We start from the raw sequence: 14,729 nt of genomic DNA on the forward strand, positions 1-14,729 counted from the left end.
TTTCCTCAGCGTTTCACAATCGTTGCGACTAGAGTCATGAGTGAGAGTCCAGCAGACCGCTGAGGAGTTCCTGTGGATCTATCGGTTCTACCCGATATTTTTGCGTTGAGCCTGTTGATCGGAGCGTACCGGCCGTTGGTGCGGCGCGCCGGCGCACATGTCAACCTGTGGTTTGTCGGGTGGGCGTTCGTGCTGGTGCAGGCGTTTGCGGTGCTGTTTGAGGGGCCGCCCGGACTGCGGAGGATGGTGCTGCACCTGGTGGGGGTGGCTGCGCTGGAGCTTTGCGGAGTGGCCTTCATTCTGGCTGCCGCGAACTCACCGAAACGTGCGATCCGTCCGTTGCTGGCGTTTGAGATGGCGCTTCCGTTGGTGGCGCAGGTGGCGCTGAGCGGGTTTGCCGGCGCAGGGTTTGAGGCGGCGCGGTATGTTGTGTCGGCGTTGTTCGTGGTGCCGCTGCTGCATGTGCTTTCGCATCGTCTGAGCCGGCGCCAGGGGCTAATGCCGCTGGGGATCGTGTTTGCGCTGTTTGGGATTGTGAATCTGCCGGTGGTGGTTCGCGATCCGGGGATGGTGACGGTCGCGGCGCTGGCGATGGTTTACCTGAGCGCGGCGTATGTCTGTCTGCGGAATGCGACGCGGCTCTCCAAGGGTGTGGTGACCACGGTGGTGGGGATGGCGCTGTGGGGGCTGAAGTATCCGTTCGTCGCGGCGATGCATCATTTCTATCCGGGAGTTCACCTGGAGCACGGGTTGATGGTTCTGCCGCAGTATGCGGTGGTGGCGGGCAGCATCCTGTCCTTGCTGGAAGAGCATGTGATCCGGACGGAGCGGATGGCGATGCACGATGCGCTGACGGACCTGCCGAATCGCAGGCTGTTTGAGGAGCGGTTTGCGGCGGCGATGGAGGAGGCCCGGCGGGAGAAGACCACGATTGCGTGCTTGGTGATCGACGTGGACGACTTCAAGCACATCAACGACACGATGGGCCATGCGGTGGGCGATGAGCTGCTGCGGGCGCTGGCGGTGCGGCTGTCCTGGCATATGAGTCCGCGGGATATCCTGGCTCGGACGGGCGGGGACGAGTTTACGGCGATGCTCGCCGGGGTGACCGATGAACATCACCTGCGCTTTATTGCGAGTGCGATGATGTCTGCGGCGAGCGTGCCGATTGCGGCGGATGGGCGGTCGGTCGACGTGCGCATCAGCATGGGGATTGCGCTTTCACCGGATCACGCGGACGACATTGAAGGGCTGCGCGAGGCTGCGGATGAGGCGATGTATCGCGCGAAGCGCAGGGGTGGGAACCTGCTGGCGTTTGCGGGGGACGCGAAGGACAAGGACGACCTGATGGTTGCGCGGCCGGCCCATGTGCCTGCTCCCATTTTGCAGATGAAGCTGCCGATGACGGGCGGGCGTGGGCGGGCTTCGCGCGGGTAGGCTGGGCCGAGTGTTCCGGCAAATATCGCGGTTCAGTAGAAGTACGGAGCAGGGTGATCTGGGGCTGCGCGGGCAAGCTCTTTAGGCACAAGCCTTTGCGCGGAGCCCTGAGTTTCCTGGTTGTGCTGGGAAGCCTTCGATGATTAGATACAGACAATCGTTTATTACAAGATGACGAAAGCGGGCCTCTCTTTTGAGCAGGCTGGCTGTTCGATCCACGCTATTCGGCTGCTGAGGGCTCTTCGACTGCTGATGGCTCCCGGATTTTCTGATGGATGCAGACAGGCTCCGGCGAAGGTGTCTGTGGTGCATTCCACGCTGTTGACGACCGTTCAAACGCTTTGTGTGGAGGGTTAGGGTTGGCGCTGAAGGATTTCATCGTGATGAGGGTATGGCTGGCGGGTGCGCTGGCGCTATGTGCTGCCAGTTGCTTCGGGCAGCAGGTGCCGATCGTACAGCCGGGGGCCCCGGGACAAGCGAACAAGATGCTGACTCCGGCTACGGCGAATGGTGTGAAGCGCGCGCCATCGAAGGCTGACGTCGACTTCATGCAGGGCATGATCATGCACCACAATCAGGCCGTCGAGATGACGGAGCTGCTGAAGGTGCAGGGCAAAGATCCTGAGGTGAAGGGGCTCGGCCTGCGCATCGACGTCTCGCAGACGGACGAGATGCGGTACATGAAGCAGTGGCTGACGGATCGCGATCTGCCGCTTGAGAACGACCCGATGGCGGGGATGGATATGTCCAAGAACCCGAACATGGACATGAGTTCAATGGCGATGCCTGCGATGCCGGGCATGCTGACGGCGGCGCAGATGGCGACGCTGCGCAAGGCGCACGGAGCCGACTTCGACCACCTTTTTTTGACCGGGATGATTCAACATCACACCGGGGCTCTAACGATGGTGAAGGAGTTGTTTTCCAACCCGGGTGCGGGCCAGGACCCACAGCTTTTTGATTTTGCAAGTGACGTAGACAACACGCAGCAGGCAGAGATCGACATTATGCGGCACATGCTCAAGGAGAAGAAATGACTTCAGGACGCGGCTTTCGATTTACCGTTGGTGCGGTAGCCTTCGCACTCTCTACGTTCACCCCGGTGCTGTGTTCGGGACAGAGTGCGGCGATGGCTGCGCCTGCGGCACCGCACGCGACGGCACCCTCTTTTGTCTACAGCAACCCGCGCACCGGCAGCGACGATCCGCGTGTTGGCCTGAAGGGCGGATTGTATGACGCGCAGGAGGCGATCCTGGGGATGCAGCGGCTGGTCTCTCTGCCGAAGCCTGCAGGCTTTGAGCCGGACGTAGCGGCGATCAAGGCTGCGGATGCTACGCCTCCTCCTGCTCCGCCGGCGCCGGGCGCTCCGCGTGTGCGTGGAGCTCGTGGGCCGAGCTATGGCGGCACGAACTCCGACATCGCCTTTGGCGCGACGCATCTGTTTGTGGGGAACTATAACGGGGTGAACTTCTATGACATCTCGAATCCCGCGCAGACGAAGCTGATTACCTCTGTCGTGTGCCCGGGTGGACAGGGCGACGTTTCGGTCTATGGGCATCTGCTGTTCATGTCGGTTGAGGCGGCCAATGGGCGTCTGGACTGCGGGACGCAGGGTATGCCGACGGCACCTCCTCCCACCCCCGAGCAGGAAGCCGCAATGATGGCTCCGCCGGTTGCCGGTGCGCCCCGTCCAGCGCGTCCGCAGGACCCCGCCAGCCATGACCGCGAGAAGGGTGTGCGGATCTTCGACATCTCGGACATCAAGAATCCGAAGCAGGTGGCCGATGTGCAGACCTGCCGTGGATCGCACACGCATACGCTGCTCGTCGATCCGAAGGATAAGGACAACATCTACGTCTATGTTTCGGGCTCGGCTGGGGTTCGTCCGGCTGAGGAGCTGGGCGGTTGCACCGGCGGCGATCCCAACATAGACCCGGATACGGCGCTGTTCACGATCGTCGTGATCAAGGTGCCGCTGGCGCATCCTGAGCTGGCGAAGGTCGTCAGCAGCCCGCGCATCTTCAGCGATCCGGAGACGGGTAAGATGGACGCTCTCTGGAAGGGCGGCAACCATGGCGAGGGCACGCAGACGACTTCTGCTACGCGCGGCTGCCATGACATCACGGTGTACTCGGCGATTGGTCTGGCTGCTGGCGCCTGCTCCGGCAACGGCATTCTGCTGGACATCAAGGACCCGGTTCACCCGAAGCGCATCGACGCGGTGACCGATCCGAACTATGCGTTCTGGCACTCCGCCAACTTCTCCAACGACGGCACGAAGGTGATGTTTACGGACGAGTGGGGCGGGGGCGGACAGCCTCGCTGCCGTGAGAGCGATCCGATGAACTGGGGCGCGGATGCCATCTTCCGCATCAGCAAGGACGACAAGCTGCAGCTGGCTTCGTACTACAAGATGCCGGCTCCGCAGACGGAGAAGGAGAACTGCGTAGCGCACAACGGATCGATGATTCCGATTCCGGGACGCGATATCGAGGTGCAGTCCTGGTACCAGGGAGGGATCTCGATCATGGACTACACGGATGCGTCGCACCCGTTCGAGATCGGTTACTTCGATCGTGGGCCGGTGGATGATTCGCGGCCGGCGATGGGCGGGCAGTGGTCGACCTACTACTACAACGGCTATATCTATGGCTCTGAGATTGCGCGCGGCGTAGACGTGTTCAAGCTGGTGCCGAGCAAGTACATCACGCAGGCGGAGATTGACGCGGCGGCGCAGGTGAACCTGCCTGAGCTGAACGTGCAGAATCAGCCGAAGATCGTATGGCCTTCCACGGCTGTGACGGCTCGTGCGTATGTGGATCAGCTTGCCCGGGACAACAGCCTTACGGCGGCGCAGGTTTCTTCGATCAATGCGGAGCTTGCGAAGAGCAAGAGCGCGAAGCTGAAGGCGATGGCGAAGGGTCTGGACAAGGACGCTGCCACCGCCAAGACGCCGAAGGATGCAGAGCGCATGCATGAGCTGGCTAAGATCATGAGCCAGAGCGGCATGTAGTTTTTAGTGGCTGTAAAGGGAAGAGCCTCGGCTTATGCCGGGGCTCTTTTTTGTTGGTGAGAGGAAAGCGAACCACGGAGGGCACGGAGGAGAAGAGAGACTCTGCTTATTGCTGCTTGAGGAAGAGGTCTTCTACTTCCTGCCAATTGTGCACGCGGCGGAAGCCGGGGGTGTGCATGTTGTGGGGGGAGTGGAAGAGGATGCCTTCGCCGTGGAAGCGGCGGAGCTGGCGGGGGTTGTCGTCGATGAGGTAGTCCGCCTGCAAGATGGACTTGTCTCCGCAGAAGACGATGTGCGACGGGGAGATGAAAGGGAAGTGGCGTGCGAGCCAGTTGTACTTGGCCATGAAGGAGGTGGGGACCTCCATGGCGGCGGTGGCGATGAAGACCTCGTAACGCTCCTGGAGGGCCTTGATCACGCGCTGGGAGTCCGGCATGACGTTGAGGACGGCGAAGAAGTCTTCGGAGCGCAGGTGGGCTTCGAGGGCGGGGTGGCGATCAAGCTGGACGACGTCCCAGAGCCATTTCCCTTCGAGGTCGGCGAGGGTGACGTTCTCGTTGAAGTCGCGGTTATAGCGCATGACGTGCTCGGCTACGGCGTCTGCGATGACCTCATCCATGTCGATGCAGATACGTTTCTTCGGTGCGTCGCTCACAGCCCCCTCACGATCTGGGCGGCGATGCTTTCGGTGCGTTCGGGGGTGACGGTCTTGCGCTGCGGGGAGTCGCGTGCGGGGTCGTAGTAGAGGAGGCGTCCGCAGCTCTCGCAGGTGGTCATCTCGGTGTGGTCGCGCTCGCGGATGTCGTTCCAGCGCTGGGGGCGCAGCATCATCTGGCAGGCGGTGCACTTCTGGTTGAGGGCTTCGGCGATGCCGGTGCCCTTGGCCTTGGCGATGCGGTCGTAGAGGCTGAGGGCGTCTTCGCCGATGGTGGCTCGCTGGGCGGTGCGCTGCACGTCCACGGCTGCGACTGCGATTTTGTCTGCGGCGATGGTGGCGATGGCGCGCTCGCGCTCGGACTTGTGGGTGGACTCGGCGGCGGTCAGGGCTTTGTCGGCAACCGTCTTCTGTGCGTCGAGCTCTTCGGAGCGCATCATGGATTCGAGCTCGGCCTCTTCAAGGCGGCTGATCTCCTTTTCTGCGAAGGCGATCTCGTGCTCGAAGGCCGTGACCTGTACTGTGTTGATGGCATTGCCGATCTTCTGCTTGCCCTTGGCGACCTTGGCCTGCTGGTCCTTGACATCGGACTCCTGGCGGCGGCGGAGGGCTTCTTCCTTGGCGATGAGGTCCAGGACGACGGCACGCTGGCCGGCGATGGCCTTGGCCTTGGTGTCCAGGTCTGCGACGTGTTTGGGAAGTGCGGCCATCTCGTCACGGAGCTTCTTTGCTTCGAGATCGAGGGCCTGGAGGGCCATCAGTTTCTGTAGATCCTCATGCATGCGTGTGGCTCCTGCAGCCCCAGGAGCTACGGCCAGGGGCGTACAGACGATGTTAGCGGAAGAATCGGTGGCGTGGGGAGTCGTCGTGGTGCCGGGGAGGAAGGCGTAACGCGGATAGAAGGGATCACTACGGATAAGGAGGGATGAGGGGTGCTGGTCCCTGGCGAAAGATTGAATTGATAACGATTGATAAAAGCGATCACGGCTGATTCTTCTAATTGTGAGGGGCCTGGGTGCTAGAAGACGTGCTTGATCCCTCGGCCTACGCCCTTGGTGATCTTGCCGGTGCCCTTAACGGCGCCAACGCCTACGTCCTTACCGCCGACTGCCGCGCCTTTGCCTACATTGCCGGCCGCGTTGATGGGATGAAGTGTGACGAGGTCGACCGCGCCCTTGCCGGTGCCCTTGGCGACCTGGCCTGCGCCTCCTGCGGCCCCCTTGCCGATATCGCCTGAGCCGGAGCCGATGTCACCGCCGGGGCTGCGGCCCTGGGCGGCGGGATAGGCCTGCTGCGGGGTGGCGGTCTGGGTGCGAACGGGGGCCTGGGGCTGGGCTGGAGCTTGAGTCTGGGCCAGTGCTGGGAGGGACAGGGTCAGTGCTGCTAAGGCGAGAGCTAATTTCATGGCATGCATTTCCTTTACATCGGATTGGATGCAGGGGAGAGGCACGGGTGTTGCTGGGGCCTATACGGGGGGAATCTGGAAGGTGTTGGAGCGGACGTTCTGGTTCAGGGTGTGGCCGGTGAAGTTGTACTGACGATTGATGCCGCCAGGGAACATGAGCCAGAGATCGCAGTCGAAGTTCCAGGTGTCATGGCCGACGGGATCGATGGAGATGGTGAGGCTGCAGCCCTGGTTGTAGAGGAACGGGGTGGAGCCGACGATGGGGATGTTGTAGTTTCCGTAGGAGCCGTGGGACTCGAACTCGCCAAAGGTACCGGAACTCTGGGCGAAGATGATCTTGTTGGGAAAGGTGAGGGTGATCGTGAGGGCAGTGTCGGCGTCTTTGCCGTCGTTGCCGATTTTGAAGCCGACGAAGACTTCATTGAGTTGAGGCTGGGGTTTTGGCGCGGCGGGGGGTGCGGGGCGGGCAGGGGGTGTGGGTGCCATGAGTTCCTCCGGATGGGAGGAGTTTATCGCAGGCGGAGGAATTTGTGGCTGGGTCGTTTGCTTCCGCAAACGATACCCCACCCTGCCGCGATGAAGCTGCGTCGAGGATGGGGCATCCGGTTATTGCTACACCTTTTGAGGCTTCATGCCGGCGTAGATGGTGGCCAGGAGGCGGACGGCGTCTTCGGCTTCGCGGCGGTCGGGCTGCTCGTTGGTGTCGTTCCAGCCGGAGGCCTCGCCCTGCTCGCTGGACTGGACGACGATTCCGTCGCGGCGGGAGAGGATGTTGAGGTTCTCGTAGTAGATGCCGTAGTTGACCTCAGGCTGAGGGATGAGCCAGCCGATCTGGCCGCGGACGGGGGTGATGGAGTTGTCGTTGAAGAGGGCTCGGGCTCCGTAGCCGGTGCAGTTGACGATGACCTTCTGGGGGAGCGCGGCGAAGTCGGCGGGGGTGTGGAACTCACAGGTTTCAATCTTCCCGCCGGCGAGTTGGAAGTCCGTGATGAGCTGGCGGGAGTAGTCGGCGATGTTGAACTGGAGGCTGGTGAAGCGGCGGCAGTGCTCTTTCGGCCAGGGGTGTTCGCCGGGGCCGTAGTCGACGGGTTTGGGGGTGAGGTCGTCGAGGAGGTGGTTGTAACGGGCGAAGCCGATGGGGTCCTCGCGCTCCTTCTTGGCGATGGCGGCGTCCGGGTGCAGGGCGGAGAGGGCGTAGCGGTCGGAGTACTCGACCGGGGTGCCGGATGCGCCGAGGAACTGCTGATACATGGCCCAGGAGGTGCGTGCCATCTTCTCCCACTTGGCGGCGAAATCCGGGGCGGCGTTGGCGGTGAGGGCTACGCGGGAGTCAGGCGTCCAGGAGCCTGTGGCTCGGGAGGAACGGACGTAGGGCGGGCGCTCTTTGGCGTAGATGGTGACGCGGGCACCCGCGCGCTGGAGCATGGCGGCGGTGGTGAGGCCGATGGCACCGCAGCCGATGACGGCGATGTCGCGCTGGCCGTCCGCCATGGCCATGGGGACGACGAGGGCGGCGGAGCCCCAGGAGAGCGACCAGCCGGAGCCGCCATGGCCGTAGTGATGAATAACGAGCTTATCGCCGACACGCTCAGGCTCGATGCGCGGGCCTTCCGCGCGGAAGGGGCGGATGCAGACGGTGATGCGGAAGAGGCGGTCGGTATGGGCGCGGATGGGTGCGAGGTACGGGAGGGTGTCGTATGGAGGCAAGGTTGGGGTGCTCGCTTTGGCCAGGATGGGCTTGGGGTGACAGCCGGTGGCGGTAAGGGCGGCTGCGGCCGCGGCGGAGGAGTGGAGAAATTGACGTCGGTTCATTGCGTTCTTCCAGCCCTCCCGGTGTGACGAATTTGGAATTACGTGAATCAACTTAAGGATAGCGCAATGGGAACGGAGGCGCGCGTGGGTCGCTGCGCCTCCGTGAGGTGGGGTGGATGAGGGGTGTTTATCTGGAGGGCTTGGGCTGAGGCTGGTCGATGGGGAGGGGCGAGCCAAAGTTGGGTGTACCGTCGGGGTTCCAGGTAAAGGGCTGGGCGCGGGGCGTGCGGTGGTTGCCACAGCCTTCCCCGGGCTCCGGGTTGGCGTGGTAGATGATCCAGTCCTGCTTGCCGTCCGGCGATTTGAAGAAGCCGTTATGGCCGGGGCTGTAGGCATGGGCGGCGGCGTTGGTGCTGAAGAAGGCGTGATCCGGCTTGGACCAGACGGCGGGGTCCAGGAGGTTGTCGCCGGCGCGGGCGCGGAGGAGGCCGAGAGCGTAGAAGTCTGTCCAGCACCCGGAGGCGGAGTGGACGATGAAGAGATCGTTGCCGTGGCGCAGGAACTCCGGACCTTCATTGACGTTGACGTGGCGGCCTGGGAGATCGCCGTGAAGCTCCCAGGGGAAGGTGGGTTTGGAGATGAGGGTGCGTGGGGAGTCGATGGTCCAGGGATTGGCCATGTGCGCGATGTAGAGGTCCTGCTCGCCGTCGACGTCGCCCTTCCATCCGGACCAGACCATGTAGTGCTGGCCGTTGACGTCGAACGTGGTGGCGTCGATGGCCCAGTGGTCGGTGGAATCGGCGACCTTGCCTTTGAGGGTCCAGGTGCCCTGGGTGGGATCGTCGCTCGGATTTTCAACGACGTAGATGCGGTGGTCTGCGTTCTGGCCGGCGTCTGCGGCGAAGTAGATATACCACTTGTTGCCCCAGCGATGCAGCTCCGGTGCCCAGAGCTCTTTGGACCACGCATGGCCGGGCTCAGGCGTCCAGACGATCTTGTTTTCTGCGTTGCGAAGATCCGTGATGTCGGTGGTCTTGCGCAGGGTGAGGTTGGAGCCGGAGGAGTTGGTGTAATAGTAGACGCCCTTCCAGGAGGTGACCCAGGGGTCTGGTCCGACTTGAAGGAGAGGGTTGGTGAAGGTGGCGGACGGCGAGGAGGCGGGCTGGATTGCGGTCTGGGCGAAGGCGGTGCAGGGAAGGGCGAGGGCGGAGAGTAGAACGAGGGACTTGAGCAAGGGAACGTCCTGTGAGGGGTTTGATCGGCGAGATGATGATGCCCCTACGGGAACCTACACGTCAAACGGACCGAGACCGGCAAAGAGCAAAGGCCTGAAGCGGCTGGCTTCAGGCCTTTGAGCGGAATCGAGTTTGATTAGGCGGGGAAGTTCTTGAGCCAGGTGCGGAAGTCAGGGCCAAGCTGGGGGTGTTTGAGGGCTAGTTCTACTGTTGCGCGGAGAAAGCCCTGCTTGTCTCCGGCGTCGTGGCGCTTGCCTTCGTAGCTGAAGCCGTAGACCTTTTCGTGCTGGAGCAGGGCCTTGATGGCGTCGGTGAGCTGAAGCTCTCCGCCTGCGCCGGGAGTGATGTGCTCGATCATCTCGAAGATGCGCGGGGTCAGGATGTAACGGCCGATGATGGCGTTCTGGCTGGGCTGGGTGCCGGGTTTAGGCTTTTCGACCATGCCCTTGACGGCCAGGAGGCGTGGATTGGAAGGTTCGACGGAGCAGTCGAGGCAGCCATAGGCGGAGATCGCGTCGCCTTCGACGACCTCTGAGCCCAGAATGCTGCATTGGGTCTCGTTGAAGGCCTCCACCATCTGCTTCATGCAGGGCGTATCGGCGTCGACGATATCGTCCGGGAGGAGGACAGCAAAGGGCTCGTCGCCGACGATCTCTTTGGCCATGAGGACGGCGTGGCCGAGACCGAGGGGCTGCGACTGGCGGGTGAAGGTGATCTTGGCGAGCTTGGAGACGGAGCGTGCGATCTCGAGCAGCGCGGTCTTGTTCTTGGCGGCCAGCGAGGCTTCGAGCTCCGGATTGGAGTCGAAGTGATCCTCCATGGTGGTCTTGCCGCGGGAGGTGATGATGATGATCTCAGTGCAGCCGGCGGCGACGGCCTCCTCAACTCCGTACTGGATGAGGGGCTTGTCGACGAGGCAGAGCATCTCTTTGGGAGTGGCCTTGGTGGCGGGGAGAAAACGAGTCCCCAATCCCGCTGCGGGGAAGACTGCTTTACGGATCTTCTTTGGTGTCATTTGAGTTTCAGGTCTCTCAGGGTCGTTCTGGTACGAGGTTAGCAAACAGCAGCTCCCACAGGGAGGTCAGAAGGTGTGATGCAGTCTGCGACCTTGGTGTAGGTGACGAAAGGGTTTATAGGGTCGGTGAGTCATTGTGCAGCATGGCTTTACGGACGACCTTGATGGGTGCGAAGCCCTGGCGCATGAGCGAGTCGTGGAAGGCCTGGAGGCTGAAGGAGGAGCCCTGCTGGGCCTGGAGATCGGCGCGCAGCTTCATGATCTGGAGCTTGCCCAGGGTGTAGTAAAGGTACATGGCATCGGACGTGCCGCGCTTGGTCTCGATCATGCCGATAGAGGGAGACTGGTAGCCCTCTTTGACGAAGAGCTCGGCGGCCTGGGCAATGGTGAGTGCGCCGCCGACGCCGGTGTGGAGGCGGATGGAGACGACGAAGCGCGCGTCGCGAAGGAGGGCGTCCTGAAGCTGGCCGAGACGGATGAGCTTGGCCTCCTTGCTGCCGGCGACCGTGCCGGGCGGGAGGTAGCCTTCGTCCAGCATCATCTGCTCGCAGTAGTGGGCCCAGCCTTCAATGTTGGTGCTGGCTCCGAAGACCTTGCGGATGGGCGAGGAGAACTGCGGCATCCAGAGGAACTGGACGTAGTGGCCGGGGTAGGCCTCATGCACGGCCGTGGAGGTGACGGTGCCGACGTTGAAGGCGGCCATATGCTCGGCGATGTGGGCCGGGGTCCAGTCTTTTTCCGGCAGGGTGACGTTGAAGTAGGCCTTGGTGGAGTGGGTCTCAAAGGGGCCCGGAGGGTCCATGGAGGCCTGGGTGGTGGCACGCATGAAGGGCGGCGTCTCTTCCAGCGTGGGCTCTACCTTGCTGGGGATGGTGATGATGTGGTGGGTGTTGATGAAGGCGATGAGGCTTGAGAACTGGTCGCGGAAGGTGTTGAGGAGTTGGTCCGGGGCAGGGTGGATGGTGGCCAGCTCTGCGAGGACCTGCTGCGGGGTTTTGCTGGGATCAATCTCTTTGGCGATGCGGGCGAACTCGGCCTGATTTTTGTGGAGGTCGGCGGTGGCGATCTCGAGGAGACGATCGAGCGGGATATCCACCATCTCGTCGTAGGCGAGCTTCTTACGGTAAGTGTCAGTGCCGAGCTTATAGTCGCCGTTGGAGCGTGGGAGGAGATCCGACTTCATCCAGGCGGCATAGTCCTTGAGGGCGGCGATGACGGCGGCGTTGGACTTCGCGAAGGCGGCTTTGACCTCGGGGTCAGTGGCGTCGGCGAAGGCGGAGGGGACGTCGTTCTGGAAGAAGCTGATGTTGCCGTCGACCTGCTCGATGGCGATCTCGGTGTAGATGTGCGGGGGATTCTTGAGGTTGGTGCGGGCCTCCTGGAGGAGGGCGGGCATAAGCTTTTCACGCTCGACCAGGGCGCGGAGGCGCGTGTTGGCGGGGGCGTACGGCCGCTCCATGATGCTGAACGCGGAGGCGGTGATGCCGGAGGAGTAGTTGTCGGGGTTAGTGGCGAAGGGGCGGATGGTTTCCAGCGTAAGGAGGGTGGAGCGGATTGAGGAGAGGAGGATCTCGCGGTCGGCGGCTACGGGTGCGTCGAGGGCTGAGCCGTCGATGGCGGAAATCTTCTTCTCGTAGGAGCGATAGATGGCGATCTGTTTGGCGATGGTGGCGGGGGAGTAGTCCTCGAGCCTGGTGTCGTACTCGTGGAGGCCCGCGCCGGTGCCTGCCGTGGGCGAGAAGGGGTAAAGGGCTTCCGAGAGGAAGTTGTTAGCGAGGAAGGTGAAGGTCTGGGGGGAGCCGTCGGCGGAGACGCGCTGGGCTGGGGCGAGGGTGGGGAAGAGGGTGGCTGTTGCTGCGGCGGCTAGGAGGATGATGCGGGGAAGATGACGCATGGGGTTAGTTTACTTGAGAGCCGTGAGGGAACTGAAGCTCCGCGTGGGCGGTGAGATACTGGGGCGTCTTCTTTCTGGTTGCTGCGCGCAGGGCATAAAGCCGGACCGTTCACAGATTTCGCCTTGTGCGAAATAGAGAACGCCCCGGAGTTAGCGCTCCGGGGCGTTCCGTAGAAAGGAGACTAGATCAATGAGCAAACTTGGAAACGCCAAAGCTCAAGGATCGGTTACAGTTTCGGGGACACTTGTTGTCGTCGTTACTGCACTGGTGCTTGTTGCTGTGGTTATCGTAGTGAAGCTGTTGTTCTAAAGCATGAAGCCTCTGGGTCGGGCGCAACCGCCCAGGGGTCAATTCTGTGATTCCTACTTAATTCCATCCTTAGTTGATGCTCGCATAGTGTTCTTTGTCAACACTTAGGCGCAGCACCGACGACGAAACTCTCCTCAGGTGTTAGAGGGAGTGGAGGTAGTCTGCGCTGATCTTCATGCTCTCCGGGATGGGGATAGTGGTTCCGTCCTGGTCGAGAAATGCGTAGCGGATGCCTTGCTTGTAGCCTTGGGCGAGGATGCCGGGCCAATCGATATTGCCTTTGCCAAGCTCTGTGAAGTGTTGGGGGGTGCCCATGTCGAAGCTGACGGGGGAGTTGGCGATGCGGTCCTTGAGGTGCAGGAGGACGGCGCGGTCTTTATGGTCGCGGAGGATGGACATGGGATTCTGACCGCCCTGGGTGAGCCAGTAGCAGTCGAGTTCAAGCTTGACGAGGGCGGGGTCCGTCTCTTTCATGAGGACGTTCCAGCCGGTGGTGCCGTCAAGAGGTTTGAACTCGTAACAGTGGTTATGGAAGGTGAACTCCATGCCGCGGTCTTTGGCTCCCTGACCGATCTTGTTGAAGAAGTCCGCAGCTTTCTTGAAGCCGGCGAGGGTCTCCCACTGATCCTTGGGGATCATGGGGCAGACGAAGTACTTGAGGCCGAGGGTGTGGGCATAGTCCAGCTTGGCCTCCAGGCCCAAGTAGTCAAAGTGGCCGGAGACGGAGGGCTGGAGGCCGGAGTCTGCGATGAGGGTGCGGAGGTGCTGGGCGGGTTCGCGGTAGGCGATGGGGTAGAGCTCGACCTGTGCGAAGCCGGCGTCGTGGATGGCGCGGAAGACACCGGGAAGATCCGTGGCGGCCTGCTTGCGGAGCATGTAGAGCTGGACGCCATAGGTGAGGGTGGGGATCTTCTGGCCGGGGCCGGCGAAGGCTCTGGGCATGGCTGCTGTTGCGGTGGCGGCTGCTGTTGCGGCGGAGAGTTGGAGAAAGCGGCGGCGGGTCGTCATTTTTCGTCCGATCAGATCAGGTTGGTTTAGGGTGTGGGGTTGCTGGCGGTGAAGTCGGAGCAGCAGGGCTTGCGAGTGGGGGTGTACTCCATGAACTCGATGCGGGACTGGTCGGGGTCGAAGACGTTGAGCTGCCATTTGCCGTCGCGGCCGATCTGGGATTTGCGGGTGTCGGGGTCGGTCCAGCCGTTGGCGACGAGGCGGTCGGTGACGTCGGTGATTTTGACGACGCCGAGGGAGACGTGGTCGAGGACGCCCAGTTTTTTGAGGGAGTCGGTGGGGGAGTATTCGAGCATGTACTCGATCCAGTCCTGTCCGTCTGGGACCTGGAGGGAGATCCAGTCGGTCTTGTCCGGGGTCATGCCGCCGTGCCAGTACGGGCGGAAGCCGAGGAGGTCGCGGAAGAACGCGTCCTCTGCGGCGGCACTGTGGACGCCCCAGCCGGCGTGGATGATGCGGGTGGCGGACGCGACCTGAGTGGTGGCGACATGGGCTGGGGCGGGGAGGTGCTGCTCACTGAGGAAGCCGATGGGATTGCCTTCAGGGTCTTTGAGGCGGATCTCGGCGGGCGAGATGGGCTCGAAGGGGATGTGGTGGGCGGTGAGGAAGCGCTTCATGCCGGGAATGTCCGGAGTGAGGAAGGCGGCTTCCGCGAGGCGGTTGGGCGGAGCGGGGGATGGGAGCGGAGCGATGCGGATCGACTGACGTGCGCCTACGGTGAAGACGGCACCTTGCGGAGTATCGATTTCAGGAAGCCCGAGGCGCTGCGCGTAGAAGGCCTTGGCGGCGGGGAGGTCGGACTCGTAGAAGCGGACGTAGGCGATGCCGGTGATTTTGGGGCGTGGAGGCTGGGCAAGAGTGGGGAGGGTGAGAAGTGCGAGCGCGGTAAGGGCTAGGAATCGCATGCGGAGGACGATACGGGATGGTGGGGAGGATGGTCAAAGACGGGAAACGATATTTCTATTTGATCGATGCTGGACTTCCGGCGGGTTTGTGGCGACATCT

Annotated in this window: 13 protein-coding genes; 3 read left to right on the forward strand and 10 right to left on the reverse strand. The window is 62.4% G+C overall.

Going from position 1 to position 14,729, the window contains the following annotated elements; genetic code table 11:
• Positions 1 to 72 precede the first annotated feature (72 nt).
• The 3 genes from ACIX9_RS01695 (at position 73) to ACIX9_RS01705 (ending at position 4,450) form a co-directional block, all read left to right on the forward strand.
• Positions 73 to 1,437: a GGDEF domain-containing protein gene (locus tag ACIX9_RS01695; protein ID WP_013578741.1), complete on the forward strand. Its 1,365-nt coding sequence runs from the start codon at positions 73 to 75 to the stop codon at positions 1,435 to 1,437.
• A gap of 359 nt (positions 1,438 to 1,796) precedes the next feature.
• The gene (locus ACIX9_RS01700) at positions 1,797 to 2,474 is read left to right on the forward strand and encodes a DUF305 domain-containing protein (protein WP_013578742.1); all 678 of its coding nucleotides are present in this window, start codon (positions 1,797 to 1,799) and stop codon (positions 2,472 to 2,474) included.
• Positions 2,471 to 4,450, forward strand: a complete 1,980-nt coding sequence (locus ACIX9_RS01705; protein WP_013578743.1) for an LVIVD repeat-containing protein — start codon at positions 2,471 to 2,473, stop codon at positions 4,448 to 4,450. Before ACIX9_RS01700 ends, ACIX9_RS01705 begins: the two co-directional genes overlap by 4 nt.
• Before the next feature lie 106 nt (positions 4,451 to 4,556).
• Here the strand turns inward: ACIX9_RS01705 and ACIX9_RS01710 are convergent, their stop codons facing one another.
• From ACIX9_RS01710 to ACIX9_RS01755, 10 genes are all read right to left on the reverse strand, one after another.
• Positions 4,557 to 5,105, reverse strand: a complete 549-nt coding sequence (locus ACIX9_RS01710; RefSeq protein ID WP_013578744.1) for a 5' nucleotidase, NT5C type — start codon at positions 5,103 to 5,105, stop codon at positions 4,557 to 4,559.
• A complete protein-coding gene (locus ACIX9_RS01715) occupies positions 5,102 to 5,887 on the reverse strand; it encodes a zinc ribbon domain-containing protein (protein WP_013578745.1) in 786 nt (261 codons plus the stop codon). The genes ACIX9_RS01710 and ACIX9_RS01715 overlap by 4 nt, the downstream gene beginning before the upstream one ends.
• A 236-nt stretch (positions 5,888 to 6,123) precedes the next feature.
• Positions 6,124 to 6,510 carry a hypothetical protein gene (locus ACIX9_RS01720; protein ID WP_013578746.1) on the reverse strand — a complete coding sequence of 129 codons (387 nt, stop codon included), beginning with the start codon at positions 6,508 to 6,510 and terminating at the stop codon, positions 6,124 to 6,126.
• A 60-nt stretch (positions 6,511 to 6,570) separates the two neighbouring features.
• Positions 6,571 to 6,996, reverse strand: a complete 426-nt coding sequence (locus ACIX9_RS01725) for a hypothetical protein (protein WP_013578747.1) — start codon at positions 6,994 to 6,996, stop codon at positions 6,571 to 6,573.
• A gap of 126 nt (positions 6,997 to 7,122) precedes the next feature.
• Positions 7,123 to 8,322 carry an FAD-dependent oxidoreductase gene (locus ACIX9_RS01730; protein WP_013578748.1) on the reverse strand — a complete coding sequence of 400 codons (1,200 nt, stop codon included), beginning with the start codon at positions 8,320 to 8,322 and terminating at the stop codon, positions 7,123 to 7,125.
• Positions 8,323 to 8,449: 127 nt separating this feature from the next.
• On the reverse strand, positions 8,450 to 9,496 hold the full coding sequence (locus ACIX9_RS01735; RefSeq protein WP_013578749.1) for a glycoside hydrolase family 43 protein: 1,047 nt from the start codon (positions 9,494 to 9,496) through the stop codon (positions 8,450 to 8,452).
• Positions 9,497 to 9,633: 137 nt separating this feature from the next.
• Positions 9,634 to 10,512, reverse strand: coding sequence for a UTP--glucose-1-phosphate uridylyltransferase GalU (galU, locus tag ACIX9_RS01740; protein WP_013578750.1), 879 nt, complete (start codon positions 10,510 to 10,512; stop codon positions 9,634 to 9,636).
• 115 nt (positions 10,513 to 10,627) lie between these two features.
• Complete coding sequence (locus ACIX9_RS01745; protein WP_013578751.1) at positions 10,628 to 12,406, reverse strand: DUF885 domain-containing protein; 1,779 nt, start codon at positions 12,404 to 12,406, stop codon at positions 10,628 to 10,630.
• Between the two features lie 451 nt (positions 12,407 to 12,857).
• Positions 12,858 to 13,724, reverse strand: a complete 867-nt coding sequence (locus ACIX9_RS01750; protein ID WP_013578752.1) for a sugar phosphate isomerase/epimerase family protein — start codon at positions 13,722 to 13,724, stop codon at positions 12,858 to 12,860.
• Between the two features lie 26 nt (positions 13,725 to 13,750).
• Positions 13,751 to 14,629: a VOC family protein gene (locus tag ACIX9_RS01755; protein ID WP_013578753.1), complete on the reverse strand. Its 879-nt coding sequence runs from the start codon at positions 14,627 to 14,629 to the stop codon at positions 13,751 to 13,753.
• Positions 14,630 to 14,729 lie beyond the last annotated feature (100 nt).

The organism is Granulicella tundricola MP5ACTX9, assembly GCF_000178975.2.
In the GTDB taxonomy this organism is placed as follows: domain Bacteria; phylum Acidobacteriota; class Terriglobia; order Terriglobales; family Acidobacteriaceae; genus Edaphobacter; species Edaphobacter tundricola.